Genomic DNA, 22141 nt, shown 5'->3' with positions numbered 1-22141 from the left:
AGAGTAAGCGGCTTTTGAGGAAGATCTCTTGGAATGCTTTCATTACCTCATAACCATAAATGAGAGATGGGCACTTTTTAACGCCTAAGAAAGCACTCACAGACCTTGAGTGATCGAGAACCCGATGAATTTATTAGCGCCTGCCCTGTTCGTTACCAACCGTGTTCGATTCCCCATGAAATTCGCAATTTTGGGATTTATTGTCCTGATTCCTCTGCTCCTGCTAGGCACCCGGGCGATGCTTTCACTGAACACGAGCATCACGGGCATCAAGCATGAACAGGTGGGTCAACAATACTTGTTGGACGTCACCCCTATCCTGCGTCTAACCATGATTCAGAGGGCGCTGACACACGGCATGCTCAGCGGTGACACCAACGCAGTAGCCAATGCAGCACGCAATGCTGAAAAGCTTAACGATGCCTATGCGACTCTTGCTGCGCAGGACGCAAAATTTAGCACCCAACTGGCAACGACAGACCGAGTTCAGACGTTGCGTACCGCTAGTGTGCAGCTGGTTGAACGCGCCAAAGCAGGCGAAGCACCTTTGGTGATCTTTTCCGCGTGGAACGACCAGTTAACCGATCTAATGAATTTCGTTTACTACATTACGGCCACTTCCGGCATGATTTTGGACGAAGATGCAGGTTCGTTGTACCTCATCGATCTAAGCTCTATACGTCTGCCTCGGCAAATAAATCTGGTCGGACAGATTCGCGGTCTGGCCAGCGGTTTTAGCGCTGACCGTCCTCTGGACGACACCACTCGTATTTTTGCCCAGACTTTGTTGAAACAGGAGCTGCTAATGCGTCAAGAGTTGCAGCAGAGCCTTTCCCTGCTTCGCCGAGAAGAGCCGAAATTATCTGGTGTAGTTCAGCCGTCTGTAACAACAGCCATTACCGACCTGGAAAATCTGCGTAAAGACCTGGTGGACTACCTTGATCCGAGCAAGCGCTCAAACGTGAATGCCAACACCTTGGGCGAGCGTGGAAACGCCGTCGTTGCTCAGTTTTACAAAGCTCAGGATCAGATGCAGGAATCGCTGCGAATTCGAATTGATGAGCGTCTGAATACACTGAGTAATGAGCGTACTTTCGGCACTGAGCTATTTATCGCCATTGCGATACTGCTGCTCTATGCGTTCGTCGGCATCTACAAGGCTCTGCGGATTGGGGTTGATGAGCTCCTAGCTGTGACGGCACGTATTGCTCAAGGCGATCTGAGCGCGCGCGTCCGAATCAACAGCCACGATGAAATCGGTGATGTAGGCGAGGGACTTAACCGCATGGTAACGGCCTTCTCTGGCTCACTGAGCCAGGTGGAGCGTAGCTCGCATTCAGTCTCAGATGCGGCAAAGCGACTAGAGATCTCCATAGGCCAAGCCAAAGCCTCAATGAACTCACAACAGGCTGAAACCGAGCAGGTTGCTACTGCCATCAACGAAATGACCGCGAGCGTTGCCGACGTGGCCCAGAATACCGAGGGCGCAGCACGTGCCGCTGAATCTGCAAGCAGTGCGTCTAACGACGGCTTGAAAGTTATGATTGAAACAAGTGCCGCTATTGAGGCGTTGGCCAACGAAGTGGAGCTCAGTGCAAGCAAAGTCGAAGCGTTAGCGACACACAGCAAAGAAATCGGTGGTGTCATCGAGGTCATCAGTACCATCGCGGATCAGACTAACCTGCTGGCCCTCAACGCGGCCATCGAGGCGGCGCGAGCTGGCGAGCAAGGCCGTGGTTTCGCGGTCGTGGCTGACGAAGTGCGGACTCTGGCCTCGCGCACACAAAACTCCACAGAAGAAATTCGACGGATCATCCAACAGTTGCAAGGCGCTACTGATGCCGCTGTTCAACAAATGAAAGCTGGGCAAACCCGAGCTAGGGAATGCATTCAGGCAGCGAGCCAAGCGTCTGGCAGCCTGAACCAGATCAATGAAGCAGTAGACGGAATTGTGGGCATGAACACTCAGATTGCAAGTGCGGCGGTGCAGCAACATTCGGTCTCAGAGGATATCAATCGCAACGTCATCGGCATTCGAAACAGCAGCTTAATCGTCATGGAAGGCGTAGAGGACAACGCCGTAACGGCTGACGAGCTTTCATTGCTCGCTAATGAACTTCGCAGCGTAGTCGGCAAGTTTAAGTTATCCAGCAACGCTTGAAAGGAATCTCAAGCGTTTCAATTGTTGATAGCACGAGAAAGTGCTTTGATCGGGTCTGACTGGGGTGATGATGCCCGGCAGTCCCTGATCGACATTGAGGGCTGAGCTTCATCGTTGCGCAATCTCGTAAAACAATAGAGCCAGCTACGCTAGATGACTTGCCCGGACGGTTACGAAGATCGTAACGGTGGTTCACGTGCACCTGAATCGAATCGGCTCTACCCGTCGCGGGTTTGGAAGTCATAAGCGACTGACCACCTATGCAGAAGCATCGGATGCAGAAATCGAAACCCTTCGAGATCTAGTGATTTCGATTGCCGAACAAAATGGTGAGGCACCTGGGTCTCTGAACGACCTTCGCCATGAACGGCAAAGCGGTCACCCTCCCCAGGTTAAGGTCTTCAACATTCATGAGCCCAGCACTTCATTCAGCGAGCCCTATGCATATTGCGAAGCCTTTCCAGCGCTCAAGGCTGACAACCGGATCTTCAAGCTAGAAGAACTGCCAAGCTGAGACACGAAGGGGTCGAAGGGTTCATTGTTGCTTATCCCCCTTCCGCCTGCTGGCCACGCTCAATTCTTTAGGAAAGCTTGCGCCCGATTCGGAACAAAGCGTCTTCCAGCCACTGGTTGAAAACGCCTTGTGACGCTGGGATCAGAAGTTTTCTTTCCTCAATGTTTTTCTCACTGCGGTGCGGCATGGACATCGACGATGTCGGGGTGGTTGGCGGCTCTGCGTAGACTTGGTGAGAAATTCCGTAAATCCCCAGCTGGAACCAGCCTCCCTTACCTTGGCTAGTCAAACTAAAAGCTTCTTCCGCAAAGCGTTTTAGCCGGCTGGGCGAGATGTAATAGGAGGCAAAATATTCGCCGCCCTTTCCTGGGGCTGCCAGAGGAATAGAGAGCCAGCTCATCCCATTATCGTGATGCCGCCAAGAGGCCTCCTCCGCATCTAGGCCGGTGATGTCTCCCTCGTTAAATGACTTGTAACCATCCTTGATAGAAACCAAGCCCGCCTGAGAAAGCTTGAGGAAGAATTCATCATGCTGGGTGTGCATGGAACGCAACGTACCCGAGAGAATGGGCTGCGGCAGAAACACGAGCTCTAGGCGATCTTCACGAGGCCGGCTATTCCAATTTCGGCTGTTGCTACGATTCTGCAGGTGCTGAACGAACTCCTGTTCGGAAATGGCGCTGCGGCTGGCTGCAAGTTGGCTTAGCCCCTGGATGATTTTGTCTGAGAGATCGCGATCACCTGTGAAGGTGGAACGGAAAAGGCCGTCGACGTAATCGGAAACCTCCCAGTGAAAGCGCTTTTGATCATCTTCGACCGGAACCTCTTCCAGAAAAGCCAGGATGGGTTTATTGGCAGCTTTGGCGCGATGGAACTCCTGCTGAGTGACGGACTCACCTGTGTGGGTTTTGAAGCCGAAGTCCGCGCCAAGAATCAGCACCACTACGTCGGCCTGGTCAACCTCAGTCATGCATGCGACTTCAGAGGAATAGGGTCTTGCACCAAAATCCTCACACATCACTGGGGTGTGCCCCAACAGAGAAACTGCTTTTTTGGCGGCCGCACGATAGTGCTCAAAATTACGTACTACAGAGCTGATAAACACGTTCATAGCAGTCCCCATCACTAATAGGCCACATCCGTTTCGCCTCATCATACCGGCCGCTTCACTCGAAGTGACAGCTGCCGAAAAAAGCTAGCCGCTGAATAGCCCCCTGATTTCGTAGATACTGACTGCTTTTGGCCGATTGTGTTGAAAAAGTCGCTCCGCTCAAACTGCCCGGATATTGACCGGAGAAAATGGAAACTTTGCACGTTGCTACGTGAAATCTAAGCCCGGAAGTCTCAACCAAAAATAAGGATTTCAATCTCAGACGCGTAATTTTCTGCCGTGGAAACCAAGGCCGAGTTTTTCAACAGAATCGGCCGAAAGCTGCCCTTCGCAGAGAACAGATACACGTCCCTATCTGTTAGGTAGCTGGCCGATAGTGTGATATTGCAAATCATCTGAAGGCCTCAGCCTAACTACCGCCCTTCCATTTCACTCTTGCCAGACCCTGTTTGATGTGCTCAGAGTTATCCCCAATCGTCCACAGCGCACCGTGGATTTTGTCGCCCTGCTAGGTAAAACCTCGCTTTTGAGCTTGAAGCTTCATGTCCAGCTCCAGTAAAGCTGGCCTCCAGCCCGAGCTGGTTTTGATAAATCCTTTTAAGCACATCCGCTAGCTAGCACTCGCACGTGAATCGTGAAACTAGATTGCGATTACTCAAATAAATCTTGATACCCTCCTCGCTATCACAAGGAGGGTGTACAAGTGGCCTATGTAAATCCAGAATCCACTGCAAATAACTACAAAGAGTCGGCTTTAGATTTTCGGGACTTCAGGTCTATTACACGCGATTGCTGGATACTAATTAGAGCAATTGACGACAACCTTTGCTTATCTTTATCGGTGGACCGAGCGATTTTATTCAGATCTTCCATAGCCGACTCCCCCTCTGGTTCGGGCCCTTTAATTCTGATGGTGCAACGCACAGCGACAGGGAAGTCGATACCCATTGTATTCTCAGCATAAATCGTAGGGGCATCGAGTACGTCATTGGTACTCAATTTAAGTCCCGAGGTAAATTCAGCGTATAGCCCATTTCCTGCGACCTCTATTTCCCAAGCACCGGCATTCGCAACTGCCTTGCTCAGCGTCGAAATTGTGAGCGTACTATCAGCTTCCAAGCACAGATCAAGACTCATGAATCCTCCCTTTTCCTTGGCTGCACACTTGCACCAAAATTTTTGAGTGCGATCTTCGCGACAGTGTATTTGGCTAGGGGTTTGAACGACCTCCGCCGTTCACTATGGGCGGGAGTCGACCCAAAGCCGACATAACTCCGTGCATTATCGTTTTTCCACAACAACCACATAATCGGAGAAGTCGACATCACCCACCCCGTCGCTACATTCCAACGTCATCGTGCCATCGGTCCCGTGGACGTGAATTCCAGCATTGCCAACCCATGCATTCATGCCAAAAGCGCTCTTCCAGACGTTCCAGATTTTTAGAACGTTTCCACCTTTAGAAAACACTTCTATCTCCAAAGCATCGGGACTGGTATCAGACCACAAAACTATTTCGGGACAGCCGTTGCCAGAGCCTTCGACGACGATTTGCCCGCCCATCATCTTTAATGCCAATCCTTGCACTCGACCGTTCGTAGCGCCCAATCGACGAACTGAAAAGACGGTTCTGGGTTCTGTGATCTTGATCTCCATTATCGCAACGATAGTTTTTCCATTGAAACTTATGGGCTTCCCTTTGGTGCGCATAAATGTAGAGGAGAGTGTTTCTTCCATTTTTTGATCCCCGGAATCTCTCAGGTGCCTTGCCTCAGTTTGGCCTAGCGAGGTTAGCATCCCTATACCTTAAGGGATTATGAATGGCTGCTTTTGGCCGAGGCTGTGGAAAAACGTTTTTGAGCGCGACAGGTACTCAAAACCGAACCGAAAATCGCGTTTCTACGCAAAATCCACATCTGCTGACGTACCGATAAATTTCAGATTTGACGTAGACGCGGACACTTAAATTTTGGTGAAGCGTTTTTACACACTCTGGGCCATTAGCCGCCATTTACTAAAAGCCGCTTTCGACTCAAAGCTGGCAATGGCGATACCCCAGACTGATTCCGGCCCGATACGATAGAAGCATTTACAACACTTGGTCGTGCCCAGCCCCATTGTTCGGGAACCTTCTGGCCACTTAATAAGAACTAATGCTGATCGTCTGGAGGGACGGTAACGGGATGAAGAAAAGAGTTCCAGGCCTTGTATGCTTCATGATGCTTTTTGACTTCCTCATCCCAATCAGGCCCTGAAACTCTCTTCGAGACCACCATCATCATCATTTTGGTATTGGCGGCATCAAGCTCAACTAGTAGCTCGTGGCATCTAAATCTAAAATCATCTATGTCTTCCATATACTCACCTTGCGACAGGTCTAGCCGGATATACCGGGTCATGCCCATTTTCGTAATGACAAGCCCCCAAAGACAAAGGTTCATTGAGCAGCCGAGTTTCTATTCGGCATGTTTTGAACAGACTGCATCGCACAGCAGCTCCAACAACTCATTCGCCAGGACCGCCGCTTCTTGTCGATAGTCGGCGTTCCAGCGGCACGACCAGTTATCAGGCTTTCCCTCATCCTCCCATTGCGCCAATGCAAGCCCGTTGAGTATTTCCAGCTCGAACCAAACACGCTGCCAAGCGACGGCGTCCTGGACTGACGCCGTGTCTTGCCATAGGAATTCTGTTTGCACGACAAATGCCGACCATGCAAACAGATCCTCTGAGGCTCGCTCACCGATCATTCGGAAGTATTTTGCGCTAGCCAATCAACGATTCCTTGTAGTCGTTTACCTGTTTAGTAAACGTCTATCCCCGGATAGAGATCCGCGGGTGGACGATAATTGGGGTTCTCAAAGCGGCTGTTCTCGTAATGGGTTTTGGCCGTCGGTCCATCGCCGTTATAGGTCACCTGCGGGTTTGGCGTGAGATGCCAACCGCTTCCTTCCTTGTCGCGCTCGATCAGTGATGCGTATAACCTACAGTTGCCTGATGAGCCGGATGTCAGCCTGAACTGGTAATAGCGTCCGGCTTGGGGCGTGAACTTAGTCGAGACATAGCAGGAACGAGTGCGTGTCCCCTCCCAGAATAGATCCACTTGCGTTTCGATACCGGGTCGGATCTGCGTTTCGTAATAGTCCCATGTAAGGTCTTGCCCTGCCTTTGGCATGCCCACGTCCTGTGTGTGGGTGAACGGCAGGGGGCCGGTGCGAACGGCGCCGCCCGAACGTTTGCCGTTTTCGTATTGGTAAATTTCGGCGTGCTGCGTGTAGTCGACGATACGTACCCAGGCAGGGTTGGGCTCGTTTTCGGGCGCGGTAAAGTAGTTGGTATGGGGCAAAAACTGGCAGCCTGCGAACAACGGCAATGCAAGCAGGCAGAGCAGAGGGCGTATCGACATGAAGCCTTTCCTTTTGCGGAGTCAGGGTTACAGACAGCAAAAGAGGAGGCGCATTGCGTAAAAGCTGAAAATTTTGTGGCTGAATCGTCGCGACGATATCGGTTTCAACCGGTCGCGACAGGCAGAAATCGGCCAAAAGCGGCCCTTCGCAACAGGCATAAATCGGCCAATAGCAGACAGATCGTTCTACAGCCTCGGCGCTTTGTATCAGCCAGCAGAGCACTAGCGCAGAGAGGAAAAATACTGAGTAGGCGGTTTACCCAGTGCTTTCTTGAACATAGTGATGAATGCATTAACAGAGTCATATCCCAGGATGCCCGCCACACGTTGCACGGATACCCCCTCCGCCAAATGACTCAGTGCGATCATCAAATGCAATTGTTGACGCCAGCGTCCGAAGCTCAGCCCGGTCGTGCTTTCTACAAGCCTGGCCAGCGTTCGTTCACTGGTTGCAAGCCGAGTGGCCCACTCGCGCAACGTGGTTCGGTCGCCTGGATCTGAGAAGAGCGTATCCGCGATTTGTTTGATCTTGGGGTGGTCTGATATCGGCAAATGCAGCTCTTTCAGCGGGGCATCGGAAAGCTGCTCAAGCAGCACTGCAACCAGCCGAGCTGTCTTGCCCTCGGAATGGTAAGCAGGTTCCTGTTCAGCGAGATGCAGGACCATCTCCCGAACAAGGGGCGTAATGGCAACCGTGCAGCATTCTTCAGGCATGGCTGCCGCACCGGGCTCAACGAACAGAAAGCAGGTCCGGGCGTTTTCGGTCACTCGGCAACTGTGCGGCGTGCCGCCCGGGATCCATACGGCGTGCTGGGGAGGGACAAGCCAGAGTGCATTTTGCACCTCACAGCTCACTGCGCCATGCAAAGACAGGATGAGCTGGCCTTTGCGATGATCATGCGGACGGGCACCCGAATCATTGAGGTCAGGCGCAACCTTGAGGGCAATCGCTGCCTGGGCGAAAAGGTCTGAATCGAAATCTTCCGGCGAGGAAACGACATTTTTTGAGCTTGGCATAATTTAGATATCAGGTGTCTTGATATCTATATTAGCCGGTTCTGAAGTTCTCTACAGTTGTCTTCTTTTAAGAGGACAGATAAAGAATATGTCAGATACAAAAAACAAGTGGCATGCCATCGCGCTCGTCGCAGGCATTCTGCTTATCGCCGTGAACCTGCGCGTTCCCTTTACCAGCATCGCGCCCGTTTTGCCGCTGATCCAGAATGATTTTGGCTTGAGCGCCTCAGCTCTAGGCCTGCTTACTTCACTGCCATTACTTGCCTTTGCAGCCTTCTCCCCGCTCAGCGCATCGGTCGCCCGCAGGTTCGGCATCGAGCGCACGCTTTTCGGTGCACTGTTGGTCATTTCAGCGGGCATCCTGCTCCGCTCCGCAGGCAGCGCATGGGTGTTGTACGCCGGTACGATATTGATAGGCACTGGGATCGCCCTGGGCAACGTGCTGCTGCCCGGCCTGATCAAACGCGACTTCTCGACAAAAATGGCGTCCATGACCGGCGCTTATTCCATCACCATGGGTGCAGCGGGCGCTGTCGGTTCAGCCGTAATAGTTCCGCTGACCCAATCATGGGGATGGCCGATTGCCCTGAGTTTGTTGGTCGCAGCCCCGTTGTTGGCGCTGGTGGTGTGGCTGCCGCAGTTGAAAAAACACGAACACGTAAATCTGTCAGGTCCGAAACAAGCGCCAACCGTGGCCGTCTGGCGTTCGCCGCTGGCATGGCAGGTCACACTGTTCATGGGGCTGAACGCGATGCCTTTTTATGTCGCCGTCGGCTGGCTGCCGACCATTCTGATGGACCATGGCATATCCCCGGAGCAAGCAGGCACGGTACACGGCACGCTTCAACTGACGACGGCCATTCCCGGCTTGATTCTGGCGGCCACGCTTCGTCGTCTCAAAGACCAGAAACTGGCAGCCGCTACCGTCAGCCTGTTAACCGCCTCATCCCTGATCGGGCTCATTTACGCGCCAGACTACGCCATGTTGTGGGCCGCGGTCCTGGGCTTCGGCTCTGGTGCCAGCATGATGCTCGGCCTGACCTTCATCGGCTTGCGCACAAAAAATGCCGGTGACACGGCGGCACTTTCAGGAATGGCGCAGTGCGTCGGCTACCTGATGGCAGCCGCAGGCCCCTTGCTGCTGGGCCAACTGCACGACTGGACCGGTGGCTGGACAGGACCGCTGCTGATCACAGCCGCAATCTCCGTAGCCGGAGCATTCACCGGCATGCTGGCCGGGCGCAACGTTCAACTTGAATCTGCTGAATCATCGTCGCGAACAAGCCCAGCAATCCAGTCAGCGAATGCGCTCACAGCTGGCGATAAAAAGCGCTGATGCGGGTATAGCAGGTGAACAGGAACCGATGCGGGCTGCCAGTCAGCAAGCACTTCGACCAGTCGCCCTTCTCGCAGATGCTCGCTGACCACGTTCTCAGCGAGCTGCACCAGCCCGAAGCCTTCAAGGCACATTTTGATGTAAAGCCCAGTCTCGTTGACGGCCGCTGTGCCGTTCACCGGGACTGAGATTTTTTCGGTACCACGGGCAAAGCGCATTTCACCTGCTTGCCTTGCGCGGCCCGAGAAGTAATGGATGGCCCGGTGGTGAGACAAATCTTGCGGATTTTGCGGAGTGCCGTTCTCTTCGAGATAGGCGGCAGACGCACAGGTTACCCAGCGAAACCGACCGAGTGGGCGCGCAACGAGCGTTGAGTCATCGAGCTCGCCTGTACGAATAACGCAATCGACACCCTCTTGAACCAGATCAACCTGCCGATCGTTGACGCCTATCATCAGGTAGATATCCGGGTAGCGCCTGTAGAAGTCTTGCAGGTTTGGCATGACGATGAAGTGTGCAATGCCACCCGGCATATCGACACGCAAACGCCCCTGTGGCCGTTTTACGGAATCCGTCAGGCTGGTCTCTGTGTGTTCGATCAGCTCCAATATTTCCCGGCATTGCGCCAGATATTGTGCGCCCTCAGAGGTCAGGCTGACCCGACGCGTTGTTCTGTTCAGCAGGCGTACCTGCAAGTACTTCTCAAGATTTTTAACGCTGCTGGTAACTGTGGAGGCCGGCAGAGAGAGCGTCTGCGCCGCCTGGATAAAGCTTCCTGCTTCAGCCACACGTACGAAAACCTGCATCGCTTGAATACGGTCCATGACTGTTAGCAGCCTCAAAGCAGTGATCGGGTAAAGTCGTTATTATTCGTAGATATTGAATAATAAAAACAGTTTAACCATCTTTTTCCCGCAGTATCGCATTGCGTACATTGCTTCCAACGAAATTTGAAGAGGTGTACAGAAAATGGCTGAATATAACCGCAGCATTGTGCAGGCCCCGACCGCTCAGGCCGCCCGCACCCTTATCCGCGGCGCCACTGTGCTGAGCATGGACGGTGATATCGGCAATCTGGCGCGCGGCGATATCCTTATCGAAGGCAGCACCATCACGGCCATAGGTGAAAACATCGAGGCCGGCGACGCTATGGTTATCGAGGCATCCGGCATGATTGCCATGCCCGGCATGGTCGATACGCATCGTCACTCCTGGGAGGGCCAACTGCGTCGAATCAATCCGAATGCCGAAACCCTGGAAGACTACTGCAACGCAACGCACTTCTCGTTCGCCAAATACTATCGCCCGGCTGACATGTATATTGGCAATCTACTGACTGCATTGGGGTGCATCGATGCGGGCATCACGACCGTGGTCGATAACTCGCACAACAGCCGCACCGGCGCGCACTCCGACGCCGCGGTCGAGGCGCTGCTCGATGCTGGTATCCGGTCTGTACACGCCTCCGGTGCGCCAGTTTCTGGTGAGTGGGACAAAGCCCACTGGCCCGGCAACCTGGAGCGTCTCCAGGGGAAATACGTCAAGAACGGTGACAACCCGCTGCTCTCGCTGGCGGTAATGGCGCAGCTGGAGCCTGAGCTATGGGCTGAGGCCCGGCGCTTGGGGCTGCCTATCATTACCGAATTCTTCGGCGGGGACATGGCAGCTGAGTTGGAGGGTTTGCATCGCGAGGGTCTGCTGCGCCCCGATAACATCTTCAACCACTGCACAGCGCTGCCGGACGCCGGCTGGAAAATCATTCGCGAGGCTGGCGTGCGGGTCAACGTATGCCCGCGTTCAGATGCCCACTACGGCATTGAAGATGGAATGTTCGCCATGCAGTCGGCCCAGCGTCACGGCATCAGCCCGGGGCTGAGTGTCGATAACGAAACCTCCTATAGCGGTGACATGTTCATGGAGATGCGGGTGGCGTTCTACCTGCAACGCGTCATGGGCATGCACCAGCAGCGCTGCTGCGGCGCAGAGCATCATCCGGTGACCCTGTCGGCTCATGGCCTGCTCAAAGCCGCCACTCTTGACGGCGCCACCTGTGCAGGATTGCAGGACAAAGTCGGCACCCTGACCCCCGGCAAACAGGCCGACCTGATCCTTATCAATGCGCAGGACATCAACCTTTACCCGTCGGGTAACGCATTCGGCACCGTGGTACACGCGGCCGAACGCAGCAATGTCGACACGGTCATGATTGGCGGGCGCATCGTCAAGCGCGGCGGCAAGGTGCTGGGCGTGGACAGCGAAAGGCTGCGTGCAGCAATCGACGAATCCCGTGAGCATCTGTTTGCTGCCGCAGGCTACCAGCCGGATATTTTTGCCGAGACATTCATGCCGCTTGAGTCAGCCAAGTAAGGAGGCGCGAAATGAACGCAGCTTACTACCTGCTGGCCATCGCCGCGGGGCTTGGCATTACCCTGCAGACCACGCTGAATGGTCAACTCGCTAAAGGTGTGGGTGGAGATTCCGTAGCGGCGGCGCTGTTCTCATTTACTGCCGGAGCGGTGTGCCTGGGCGTCTTTTCATTGATGCGTGGCGGGATAGTGGCCTCACTGGCGGCTATACCTGCCCAGCCCTGGTGGAGCCTGCTGGGCGGTCTGCTGGGTGCCGGTGCCTTGCTTAGTTATGTGGTGCTTGCGCCAAAAATCGGCCTGTCAGCCCTGCTGGGCCTCGCTATCGCAGGTCAGATTATCTCCTCACTGGTTATCGATCATTTCGGATTGATGGGGGCATCGGAAAGGCCGGTGTCTCTCATCAAGTTGGCCGGGTCGATGGTGATGCTCGCAGGACTGGCCATCGCCCTGTTCGGTGACAGGTGGTCAGCGCTTTTCTCCAACTGACTGCCTTGTTTGCCCCATCCTGTTTCGTAGGACGCAACCATGTTTAAAACCCTAAGCGGCACCACCAGTCTTCTTGGCGAGTGCCCTGTCTGGTGTGAAAGAACGGAACGCCTGTTCTGGACCGATATCCCTGGTTGCGAACTGCTTGCTCTGGACCCCGTGAGCGGTGAAGTACAGCACTGGCGAGTGCCCAGCCGCTGGGGTCGTTCGCCCTTACGACCAATACAGACGTATTGCTAATGGGATTGGCCTCCTGCCTAGGTTATTACAACCTGAGTACTCTTCGCTTCACCAAAATTACCATCACGCCAGGAGTACCCGGAACCCGGGTCAATGATGGCCGCTGCGACCGTATGGGCAACTTTGTGTTTAGCACTATGGATGCCGGTGAGGCGGTGCAAACTATAGGGCGATTTCACCGGTTCAATGCCGCGACGCTCAAGACTGAAACGCTGGACCTTCCCGAAGTGGCGATCCCGAACAGCATCTGTTTTAGCCCGGACGGTTCCACCATGTATTACGCGGACTCCCTGCAAGGATGCATTTTCTGCTGCGATTACCCGTCGCTAGAAAACCAGCGTGTATTCACTACAGTCAACGGTCAGGGTGCTCCAGACGGTTCTTGTATTGATGCGCAGGGCTTTCTCTGGAATGCGGAATGGGGCGGTAGCAGAGTCGTGCGTTACGCGACTGACGGCAAAGTTGACAGCGTGATCGACTCCCCGTGTATTCAGACCACTTGTCCGGTGTTAGCGGGACTTGGTTATGAAACGCTTTACTGCACCAGCGCACGGATAGGGCTGGATAAGCCGGCAGATTTCGATGGCACGCTGATAAAAGCCGAAGCCGTTTTAGCTGCCGGATCCCCTGAAGAGCGATTTACAGGACGACTGCACTGAATAGTAGGTTCTAGCCTGTCGCGCCGTTCTGAATGCCAACTTGGTAGACGCGTATGAATGACCGCTTCTGGCCGGTTAGCGACCGTCGCTCTGATTAGCCATCCTTGTCTTTCCACACGTGGAGGACTTGTCATGAACATCATCGCTACCTGCGGCCGTCAGCCCTGGAACAAAGGAAAACTAGTCGGGCAGAAAGCCCCACTCCGACTGAGAGATATCTGGGCCATCCGAGTAAGGCTTCAAATTGCGAAAAGAACCCGGGATCTGGCTCTCTTCGATCTGGCCATCGACAGTAAGCTTCGAGCCTGCGACTTAACCAAGCTCCGCGTGCGTGATGTCGCCCATGGCGAGCACGTATCATCACGAGCCATGGTGATGCAGCAGAAAACGCAGCGACCAGTGCAGTTTGAGATCACTGAGCAAACACGGTCAGCTCTCGTGGCCTGGATACATCAGGCACAACTTCGCAGCGAGGACTGCCTTTTTCCTAGCCGGCTACATACCTCAGACCATCTATCCACTCGTCAATACGCTCGTATCGTCAAAGGCTGGGTGAAAGCCGTAGGCCTTGATCCAGCCATGTATGGCACTCACACAATGAGACGTACGAAGGCATCACTAATCTATCGCAGAACGAAGAACCTACGGGCGGTTCAGTTGCTGCTCGGCCATACGAAGCTGGAGAGCACTGTTCGATATCTGGGTATTGAGGTCGATGACGCCCTGGAGATGGCGGAACAGACTGAGGTTTGATCATGCATAGCGACGGTCGAAGTCAGGCCGTCGCTAACCGGCCATCAGCAGTCATTGGTATCAAGATATTGGTTGGGGTCAAGAGGAAATTAAGCTTTCCTATTTTCCGCCGCGTGCTTGCTGGGCGAGTCGGATGGTCTCGACAATATCCGCATCCTTGAAGCCGACTGCTTCGACCACACGGCGAAATATGCCTGGCAACCATGCAACTAAAGTATTGCGCTTGGGAATAATCACAGTGTCACAACGACGCTCGATACCCTTGACGATGCTGACGATGACATCATCGAGTCCAATCATTTTCCATAGCCCCCTCTCGTTTCCGCCCCAGACCTTGTTCCCGACTGGATCAGCTTGTACAGCATCCATCATTGGGGTCCTGAAAAATGTCGGGTGCACGCATCCTACGCCGACCCCAAGATGACGTACCTCAAGTCGGACACTGTCGCACAGCGCCCAGACCCCCGCCTTGCTAGCCGCATAGTGACCGCTGAGCGGGCCATGGATGAATGCAGCCATTGATGAGATCGCCATGAGATAGCCCTTACGCTCCTTCACGTAAGGCAGCACCGCACGGAACGTACGGAAGACACCATTGAGGTTGATGTCGGTGTGGCGCTCGAATAGACGAGGTTCCATAGTGGCCATGGAGTCGACGACGTAGATGCCTGCGCCGGCAATCACCACATCGATTCCGCCAAAATGCTGAACGACCGAAGCCATGGCTGTTTCGACGCTATCCAGAGAACAGACATCTGCTTGCCAGCCAGCTGCGACATCGGTTCCGCCCAGCTCACGAGCCTTCTCATCTACAACCGCGCCATCGAGGTCAAGCAGCGCGATCCGGGCGCCTTTGGCGCGAAGCGCCTTGGCCAGAGCCAACCCAAGGCCGCCGGCACCGCCCGTGATAGCCACCACGCGGCCGTTGAGCACGTAGGGTTTCATTGCTGCTCTCCTGAGCGGGGCAGTTGCCCCTGCGCAAAACTGCCTATGGCCTGTAGCGCATTTGCCGCTGAACGCAGGTAGAACGCTTGCAATTGAAAGACGTGCCACCGCGTCATGTAGATCTCCACACGACAATCGACTCCGCTACAGATGGCGTGCTCGGCTAAGCGAGTGGAGTCGGACAGCAGCAACTCATCGTCGCCGACCTGAACCATCATCGGCGGTAGCCCTTTCAGGCTGACCTGCAGCGGCTGCTCCATCAGCTCACCGGCATACCACCTCAACCCCTGCTCCAGCCAGCCTCGACTGATCATCGGATCTTGCTTTTTGCGCGAGAACATAGAGGTGCCGCTAAGACGTGGGTCGACCATCGGCGACATCAATAACAGCGCGCCGGCAAAGCGAACGTATATGTCGCGTAGTTTTAGCGCCAGGCACAGCGCCAACGAAGCTCCGGCTGAATCACCCGCCAGGAAAATCCGTGAGGGTGTATAGCCCTGAGCCCTCAGCGCCTCGTAGCAGAGCAACGCATCATCGAGCCCCGCAGGACACGGATTCTCCGGTGCCAATCGATAATCAACCACCCACACCGACATACCCGAGCTCCTGGCAAGACGGCTTGTAATGCTCCAGTGAGTATGCGGCGACCCCACACAAAACGCCCCACCGTGCAAATACAGGATCACCCCACCGTTTTCGCCTTGCTTAGGAGCAACTACTTGCACCGGTACGTTATTGACCAATTGACGATACTGAAACACACCTTGCGTACCCGGCATCAATGCCGACAACACGCGCACCACTTTACGCTGCGCCGCAGCGCTCAAGCCCGGACCGATCAGTGAACGGAATGTGGTGCGCAAAAACAGCCTTAAGAACTCAGCACTCAGCTTTTCCTTTAGCCCCGTGGGGGCTGCTATGGTCGAACCACCGTCGAACGGACGGCTGAAACGATAGGTGTGCAAGCCTGAAAAACGAGTTAACCCGCGATAGCTGAGTGTGAAACCCGGCCAGTTAGTGCTGTTATTACCGGAGGCATCGACGTACCAGCTTTTGCAGCCGCTCCATACCGTAGCGGCCAGGCGCTGCTGAGTACGCCTGTGGAAGCGTTGATACACGCTCGAATCAACTTCGACAGTATTGGCACCCGTGTCCTTGAGCATACGCCAGCAACGCATGACATGAGAAATCTGACTCTCCAGCATATAAACGATTGAGTTGTGCCCCAAATTGGTGTTCGGTCCGTACAACATGAAGAAGTTCGGAAACTCGGGCACAGTCAACCCAAGATAGGCACGCGTACCATTGCGCCAGGCATAGTTCAGGTCCACCCCCCCACGTCCGACGATACGCATCGGGGCCAGGAACTTGGTTGCCGCAAAACCGGTGCCGTAGATGATCGCGTCCACCTCATGTCGCTCACCGTCAACGGTCTCAATACCGCTCTCGTTGACCCGCGCAATTCCCTGCGTCACCAGTTCCACATTGGACCGGCTCATGGTCTTGAAGTACTCGCTGGACAGTAGAATACGTTTGCAGCCGTACGGATAATCCGGCGTCAACTTCTGTCGCAACGACGGATCGCGCACTTGCTCGGCCAGTAATCGACGAAACGGGACCCCCACCGCCCACTTCATCAGGCCTTTGAAACGGGTGAAGGCCAGCGCGCGTGATTCGTAGCGCAGATAGATTAGAGCGCGGTAGGCGCGCATAAACCCCGGCATTCTGAGAAAAAGCGACTTTTCCCTTTCGGAGTAGGCGCGGTCCGGCCGTGGCATCAGGTGCGCCGGCGAACGCTGGAAGACTTTCAGGTGCCCGACAGTTGCGGCAATCGCCGGTACGAACTGAATCGCCGACGCACCGGTACCGACCACCGCCACCCGCTTACCGGCCAACGGATAATCATGGTCCCAGGTCGCTGAATGGAACACATGGCCCTTGAAGCGCTCCATACCCGACAGCGCGGGGAATGCCGGACGGCTGAGCTGGCCGGTACCACTGATCAACAGGGAAGCACTCAGCACCTGGCCGTCTTTTAGAATCACACGCCAGAGCGAGTTGGCTTCATCGAATTCAGCGGACAACACTTCAGCGCCAAAACGAATGGAGGGATGCAACCCGTACTTCTCTGTGCAACGACGCAGATAGGCATGAATTTCGGCCTGGGGTGCGAACACCCGGCTCCATTCCGGGTTCGGTTCGAACGAGAACGAGTACAAATGCGAAGGCACATCACACGCGGCACCGGGGTAACTGTTGTCCCTCCAGACGCCGCCAACATCGAGTTTCTTCTCCAGGATCAGAAAGTCCTTCACCCCTGCCTTTTGAAGGGCCACGGCCATACCTATGCCGGCAAACCCCGTACCGATGATAATGGCGCTCAGGGGCTTGTCCGCTTGATTATCGACTTGCGCTTCAGGCTGTGACATGAGGCACCTCTTTAGCAGCGACGGCGTTTTCGAAACGTGCGGACGAATGCGTCTGCGGGAGACCACGAATCAAGTCCACGGCCTTCTCGGCGATCATGATCGTAGGCGCATTGGTGTTGCCGCCAATCAGGGTCGGCATAATTGATGCGTCGACGATGCGCAGAGCTTGCAAGCCGTGTACGCGCAGTTGAGCGTCGACCACGGCCAATGGATCATCGCCCATTCGGCACGTGCCCACGGGGTGATAGACGCTATCGGTGCGCTCACGCAGCAGAGTGCGAATCTGCTCATCGGTTTCGACCCCTTCGGTGTACAGGGTCCGTGTGATCCACTTGGCCAGTGAAGGAGCCTGCATCAGACGACGGGTGAGTTTGAATGCCGCGACCATGTCTTCGAGATCCTGCGGATCTTTCAGAAACGCCGGATCGATCAGCGGTGCCGCTTGTGGATCGTTACTCGCCAACGTAACGCTGCCGCGACTACGCGGGCGTAATAGACAGACGTGGCACGATAACCCGTGCCCCATGCGCAAGGTACGCGCATGGTCTTCGACCGGGGCAACGACAAAATGCAATTGGATATCCGGTTTGTCTAATGTGTCGCAGGTTTTGAGAAACGCTCCCCCTTCAGCGAAGTTAGAGGTGAGCATGCCGCGACGCTCTTGGCGAAATCTCCAGATCTCCTTCAATATTTTCAGGCAGCCGCCCAGGGAAACGCCCATGGCGTCGAGGCTGTTTGTCTTGTAGACGAAGACAAAATCCGGATGATCCTGCAGGTTTTGCCCGACCCCCGGCAGTTCGTGCAACAACGGGATGCCATGGCGCTGCAACTCCACCTTCGGCCCCACGCCGGAGAGCATCAATAACTGCGGGGTCTGGAACGCACCTGCGGCAAGGATCACTTCACGCCGAGCTCGAAGGACGTAAACCTGTCCGTGTTGCAACACCTCCACACCCACAGCACGAGTACCTTCGAACAGAATGCGTTGCACTTGGGCGCGGGTTTCAACGCTCAGGTTATCGCGCACGCCAATGTGGGGCAGCAGATAAGCGCGTGCCGCACTGTAGCGCTCGCCATGTTTTTGCGTGACTTGATAGGCACCGACCCCCTCCTGCTCTGCCCCATTAAAGTCGTCGTTGAGCGGCAACCCGGTCTCGCGGGCAGCCTCCAGAAAACGTTGCTGAAAGGGGTTGTCGGAGCGCAAATCGCTGACCCATAGCGGCCCGTCTCTGCCGTGCCAGGCATCATCAAGGCGCTCGTTATGCTCACTGCGCAGGAAATACGGCAAGACGTCCTTGTACCCCCAGCCAGGATTGCCCAGAGAAGCCCAATGGTCGTAATCCCACTGATGCCCACGCACGTAAATCATGGCGTTGATCGACGAAGAGCCGCCCAACGTCTTGCCTCGCGGCTGATACCCCGTACGTCCTAGCAGCGCGGCCTGCGCAACAGTGTCGAAGGCCCAGTTGTTCACCTTGGTCGGTACCATGGCCACTGTCGCAGCAGGAATACGGACCAGACTGGACCGTCCCTCCCCTCCCGCTTCCAGCAAGCAGACGCTGGTGTCCGGATCTTCGGACAACCGTCCGGCCGCCACGCAACCAGCGGAACCTCCGCCGACGACAATGAAATCGAAAGTCTTTTTCATGGTTGTTATTCCTTGGGCAAGGCAGAGCGGCGTTTGCGGCTTCGCAAACGCGCGACCTGGCTTGACCAGGCGCTGCGGTGACCTTTTATTGTTGTTGGAACGGCGAACCGTGCGACTCAATGGTGACGCGCCTTGTTAAAGATCCGAATGCTGCAACGGGACAACTACTTTATTATTTGGGCCAATGTTTTCATCGAAGGCACCTCGGTATGAGCTTTAGGAATTTTCTTCGGGGTCCGACCAGTACCTTGCTGATGGTTGAGTTCGGCGATGAAAAAGGTTTTCGGGCTGAAAAGATTTTGCTCGGCTCGGGACTGACGTTGGCTCAATTGACCGATCCGAATTTGGAGTTAACTGCCGACCAGGAGCTGCGCGTTGCCGAAAACCTGTTGCGTTTATCAGGCCATGCTGCGGGGCTAGGTTTCGAAGTCGGCACGCGCTATCACTTCTCGACCTACGGCCTATTCGGTTACGGTCTGATTAGCAGTGCAACCGTCGGCGATGCGCTGGCCCTGGCGCTGCGCTTTTTGCCGTTGACCTACGCGTTCACGGTGGTCGCCTATGAGGAACAAGGCGATGAAGGAGTGCTGACCTTTGCCGTTCTAGGATTAGCACCGGACCTACGCGAATTTCTATTGACCCGCGACATGTCAGCGGCTGCGCTGTTGCTAAAGGAACTGGGCGGCAATGACTTCTCGTTATCACGCTTCTGCCTGAGCAAGCAGCCGCCGCCTATCCCTGACAATGTGAAAGTGCTGGGGTGTGCCCCTTCGTACGCGGCTAATAGCAACAGCTTGGCCTTTAATCGCTCTTTTCTCAGTCTCCCTTTACCTCAAGCCAACGCGGTGACTGTTTCGATGTGCGAACAGATGTGCACGCAACTGATGCAACGTCGCATCGCACACGCCGGGATGACGGCATTGGTGCAGCACTACCTGAACACCCCGGATAATGGCATGCCCGATCTATCCAGCATTTCCGAACTACTACATGTGAGCCCGCGCACACTCAAACGCAGATTAAAAGAGGAAGGGACAACATTCCGAAAACTGCTCGCCGACGTCCGCAGTCGCAACGCCATCAATCTGCTAAAGGACGGTCACAACCTGACTGAGATCGCTGAACGCTTAGGTTTCAGCGACCTGTCAAGTTTCTCCCAGGCATTCAAGCGCTGGCATGGCATATCGCCAAGTCAGTTTTCACAGCAAAAAAAATAACTTTGGTAATTATTAGACAGACGAACTGTAAACACCCCAGAGCGCTTTCACGAGAGTGAATACCCACTTCTGACCGATTTTGTTGAAGACTTTGGTTTTATAAACTATTGGTATACCAACCGCTGAAAGTACCTTTTGGGCACACCGCTGCACAAAACTTAAGCTCGGCCCCCTCAAAATAATGAACTGCCCATGGCTGTATAGACAGATCCAAGCGTCAGCTTCCTCAGCTAGGACCAGACTGACCGGATGCTTTTGGCCGATGACTGCCAGTCGTCACCGGCAGCTATCGACCCTAAGCTGCCCGTTGCGAAAGGCAGCAGTCGGCCAGTTCCATCGTTTAGAGGAAAGACACCCCCCCTGCCACCTGAAAGCAGGCACGCCGTGATAGCCGCCTGCTCATGCTCAGATACAGCTACCCCGGATTACCCGCCCGAAGATGCGCCGCATCGATCTTGCATACCGAATCGCGCAACCTCCCGATCAACGACTGCCGCTCCAACGGTCCCCATTGCGGAGTATCGCTCTTGCGCGTCACTTCATGCCCCAGGGCAAAGGGCTCGGAGAAATAAACCCGGCCGAACTGCGCCATTTCGTCCCGCTCGCAGTTGATCACCTGGATCGCCCGCGAACTGCGAATCTCTGGAAGTTTACCGCTAGGGGCGGCGAGTCCGAGGTAATTGTTGATTAGGTAGAACTGGCGCAAATGCGGATTGCCCTGGTACAAGGCGACGGAGTGTGCGTCGAAGTAGGTTGCCAGTTTGGCGTCCTCCAGCAGTTTGAACATGCCAGCAGGCGTCGTGGCCGGCGCTTCGGCCACGGCTTTCTGCGGCACAGTGCCGTGGGCACAACCACCCAGCAGCAATACCGCTGCTAGGCATGGCAGGCGCCTCATCGTGTGGTTCCCTGTGCCAGGTCCGGGCGTTCCTGCTGCAACAGAAGCTCATCGACGCTGCCCTGCAACGAACAGAGCAGGCGGGTCTTCCCGTCCTCGACGCTCAGCATCAGGAGCTTTTCCGCGGAACCCGCCGCCGGAGCGATGCCCGAGGCCGCCGCAGAATTGTTCTGCCAGGCGGAATTGGCGTCCGCCTTGATCCGTGGTTTAGAAATGAAGTACTCGCCGGCCTCCTGCCATTCCGCATGCGGCAACTTGGCCATGACTTGCTCGCGGCTGGCATCGATTTCGAAACCCCAGAAGTAGTAAATGCCTTGCTCGCCCAGGTCCATGATCCGGTCGTAGTAGCTAGTCAGGCGCAGGCCCTGGTCGTCGACAGCGGGGGTGAAGTGCTGGAAAGCAGTGTTGAAGTTGCGGCGGTCCAGCACTGGCGGCCAGGCCAGGCCGCGCTGATCGTTGCGGGCCAGCTTGACGGTTTTCCCCAGATCGGCGCGCTGGGAATACAGGTGTTTGAAAAATGACGGCTCACACGAGACCAGGCTTTCGCTGAGGCCGCTGGCCAGTGCATTACCGGAACACAGTCCGAGGAAAAGAGGAAGTATAGCTTTGCTGCAGGAGAAGGATAAAAGGCGACGCATGTCCATTGCTTGGAGAGTCCTGTTGGTGTGGAAAGACTCTATCGTAATTGCGTCAGGACGTTGTTACAAATTGAAAGGACCGGAAAAGGAGGCTGGCGTCAATCAATGCAGAGCAGGTGAAATAGCCTTCCTCCCAAGGCACAGCGGGAGTCCATACCAGGGCAATCATTGTGCGCGGTCCAAAAAGTCAGTTGCTCAGTGGAGAGTTGATCAAAGTTGCTTCTGTCGAACACAGAAGAACCTAATGTCGGTATCGTGCCAAAGGTAAGGGCGCCCGATAGTATCAAAACGCGGCGGAGTTCTTTTCTCGGTGACCGGCTCCT

20 protein-coding genes and 2 pseudogenes are annotated in these 22141 nt (G+C 55.0%); 9 read left to right on the top strand and 13 right to left on the bottom strand.

Annotated features, from left to right (window positions below):
* Window positions 1-124 precede the first annotated feature (124 nt).
* The 3 genes and pseudogenes from H045_RS25690 to H045_RS24190 all read left to right on the top strand — a co-directional run.
* Window positions 125-1240 (top strand): annotated as a pseudogene (locus tag H045_RS25690) (methyl-accepting chemotaxis protein); the annotation flags it as partial.
* 45 nt (window positions 1241-1285) lie between these two features.
* Complete coding sequence (locus tag H045_RS25685; protein ID WP_370661146.1) at window positions 1286-2161, top strand: methyl-accepting chemotaxis protein; 876 nt, start codon at window positions 1286-1288, stop codon at window positions 2159-2161.
* 196 nt (window positions 2162-2357) lie between these two features.
* A complete protein-coding gene (locus tag H045_RS24190) occupies window positions 2358-2675 on the top strand; it encodes a hypothetical protein (protein ID WP_236277624.1) in 318 nt (105 codons plus the stop codon).
* A gap of 67 nt (window positions 2676-2742) precedes the next feature.
* Here H045_RS24190 and H045_RS00430 read toward each other — a convergent pair whose 3' ends face one another.
* The 7 genes from H045_RS00430 to H045_RS00400 all read right to left on the bottom strand — a co-directional run bounded on the left by H045_RS00430 (window position 2743) and on the right by H045_RS00400 (window position 8206).
* Window positions 2743-3786 (bottom strand): DUF4062 domain-containing protein, encoded by a 1044-nt coding sequence (locus H045_RS00430; protein ID WP_081602916.1) that lies wholly within the window; start codon window positions 3784-3786, stop codon window positions 2743-2745.
* A 738-nt stretch (window positions 3787-4524) separates the two neighbouring features.
* On the bottom strand, window positions 4525-4923 hold the full coding sequence (locus H045_RS00425; RefSeq protein ID WP_015371112.1) for a hypothetical protein: 399 nt from the start codon (window positions 4921-4923) through the stop codon (window positions 4525-4527).
* A gap of 144 nt (window positions 4924-5067) precedes the next feature.
* Window positions 5068-5523, bottom strand: a complete 456-nt coding sequence (locus H045_RS00420) for a hypothetical protein (protein ID WP_174556999.1) — start codon at window positions 5521-5523, stop codon at window positions 5068-5070.
* Between the two features lie 413 nt (window positions 5524-5936).
* Window positions 5937-6143 carry a hypothetical protein gene (locus tag H045_RS00415; RefSeq protein WP_032883549.1) on the bottom strand — a complete coding sequence of 69 codons (207 nt, stop codon included), beginning with the start codon at window positions 6141-6143 and terminating at the stop codon, window positions 5937-5939.
* 99 nt (window positions 6144-6242) lie between these two features.
* Window positions 6243-6557 (bottom strand): hypothetical protein, encoded by a 315-nt coding sequence (locus tag H045_RS00410; protein WP_015371109.1) that lies wholly within the window; start codon window positions 6555-6557, stop codon window positions 6243-6245.
* Between the two features lie 29 nt (window positions 6558-6586).
* Entirely contained in the window at window positions 6587-7189 is a 603-nt protein-coding gene (locus H045_RS00405; protein ID WP_015371108.1) for a hypothetical protein, read from the bottom strand.
* A 222-nt stretch (window positions 7190-7411) separates the two neighbouring features.
* Window positions 7412-8206, bottom strand: a complete 795-nt coding sequence (locus tag H045_RS00400; RefSeq protein WP_041931406.1) for an AraC family transcriptional regulator — start codon at window positions 8204-8206, stop codon at window positions 7412-7414.
* 88 nt (window positions 8207-8294) lie between these two features.
* On the opposite strand from H045_RS00400, the gene H045_RS00395 reads away from it, so the two are divergent.
* Window positions 8295-9542, top strand: a complete 1248-nt coding sequence (locus H045_RS00395) for an MFS transporter (protein ID WP_015371105.1) — start codon at window positions 8295-8297, stop codon at window positions 9540-9542.
* Here H045_RS00395 and H045_RS00390 read toward each other — a convergent pair.
* On the bottom strand, window positions 9455-10366 hold the full coding sequence (locus H045_RS00390; protein ID WP_015371104.1) for a LysR family transcriptional regulator: 912 nt from the start codon (window positions 10364-10366) through the stop codon (window positions 9455-9457). The two genes, H045_RS00395 and H045_RS00390, sit on opposite strands and share 88 nt — an antisense overlap.
* 145 nt (window positions 10367-10511) lie before the next feature.
* On the opposite strand from H045_RS00390, the gene H045_RS00385 reads away from it, so the two are divergent.
* The 4 genes and pseudogenes from H045_RS00385 (at window position 10512) to H045_RS00370 (ending at window position 14046) form a co-directional block, all read left to right on the top strand.
* A complete protein-coding gene (locus tag H045_RS00385; protein ID WP_015371103.1) occupies window positions 10512-11909 on the top strand; it encodes an amidohydrolase family protein in 1398 nt (465 codons plus the stop codon).
* A gap of 11 nt (window positions 11910-11920) precedes the next feature.
* The gene (locus tag H045_RS00380) at window positions 11921-12394 is read left to right on the top strand and encodes a DMT family transporter (RefSeq protein WP_015371102.1); all 474 of its coding nucleotides are present in this window, start codon (window positions 11921-11923) and stop codon (window positions 12392-12394) included.
* 39 nt (window positions 12395-12433) lie between these two features.
* Window positions 12434-13293: pseudogene (locus H045_RS00375) on the top strand (SMP-30/gluconolactonase/LRE family protein).
* A gap of 132 nt (window positions 13294-13425) precedes the next feature.
* Window positions 13426-14046 (top strand): tyrosine-type recombinase/integrase, encoded by a 621-nt coding sequence (locus tag H045_RS00370; RefSeq protein WP_015371100.1) that lies wholly within the window; start codon window positions 13426-13428, stop codon window positions 14044-14046.
* Window positions 14047-14145: 99 nt separating this feature from the next.
* Here H045_RS00370 and H045_RS00365 read toward each other — a convergent pair whose 3' ends face one another.
* Genes H045_RS00365 through H045_RS00355 form a run of 3 tightly spaced genes read right to left on the bottom strand, consistent with a single transcriptional unit; the run spans window position 14146 to window position 19068 of the window.
* A complete protein-coding gene (locus tag H045_RS00365) occupies window positions 14146-14991 on the bottom strand; it encodes an SDR family NAD(P)-dependent oxidoreductase (protein ID WP_015371099.1) in 846 nt (281 codons plus the stop codon).
* Window positions 14988-17420: a flavin-containing monooxygenase gene (locus tag H045_RS00360; RefSeq protein WP_015371098.1), complete on the bottom strand. Its 2433-nt coding sequence runs from the start codon at window positions 17418-17420 to the stop codon at window positions 14988-14990. Before H045_RS00360 ends, H045_RS00365 begins: the two co-directional genes overlap by 4 nt.
* The gene (locus H045_RS00355) at window positions 17407-19068 is read right to left on the bottom strand and encodes a GMC family oxidoreductase (RefSeq protein ID WP_003192627.1); all 1662 of its coding nucleotides are present in this window, start codon (window positions 19066-19068) and stop codon (window positions 17407-17409) included. The genes H045_RS00360 and H045_RS00355 overlap by 14 nt, the downstream gene beginning before the upstream one ends.
* A 209-nt stretch (window positions 19069-19277) precedes the next feature.
* Here H045_RS00355 and H045_RS00350 point away from each other — a divergent pair, with 209 nt between their 5' ends.
* Window positions 19278-20285 (top strand): AraC family transcriptional regulator, encoded by a 1008-nt coding sequence (locus tag H045_RS00350; RefSeq protein WP_015371097.1) that lies wholly within the window; start codon window positions 19278-19280, stop codon window positions 20283-20285.
* Between the two features lie 415 nt (window positions 20286-20700).
* On the opposite strand, the gene H045_RS00345 is transcribed toward H045_RS00350, so the two are convergent.
* Window positions 20701-21180 carry a surface-adhesin E family protein gene (locus tag H045_RS00345; RefSeq protein ID WP_015371096.1) on the bottom strand — a complete coding sequence of 160 codons (480 nt, stop codon included), beginning with the start codon at window positions 21178-21180 and terminating at the stop codon, window positions 20701-20703.
* Window positions 21177-21824, bottom strand: coding sequence for a hypothetical protein (locus H045_RS00340; protein WP_015371095.1), 648 nt, complete (start codon window positions 21822-21824; stop codon window positions 21177-21179). Before H045_RS00340 ends, H045_RS00345 begins: the two co-directional genes overlap by 4 nt.
* Window positions 21825-22141: the final 317 nt, after the last annotated feature.

This window comes from Pseudomonas poae RE*1-1-14 (genome assembly GCF_000336465.1).
GTDB lineage: Bacteria > Pseudomonadota > Gammaproteobacteria > Pseudomonadales > Pseudomonadaceae > Aquipseudomonas > Aquipseudomonas poae.
This window is presented reverse-complemented; position numbering and strand designations above follow the sequence as displayed.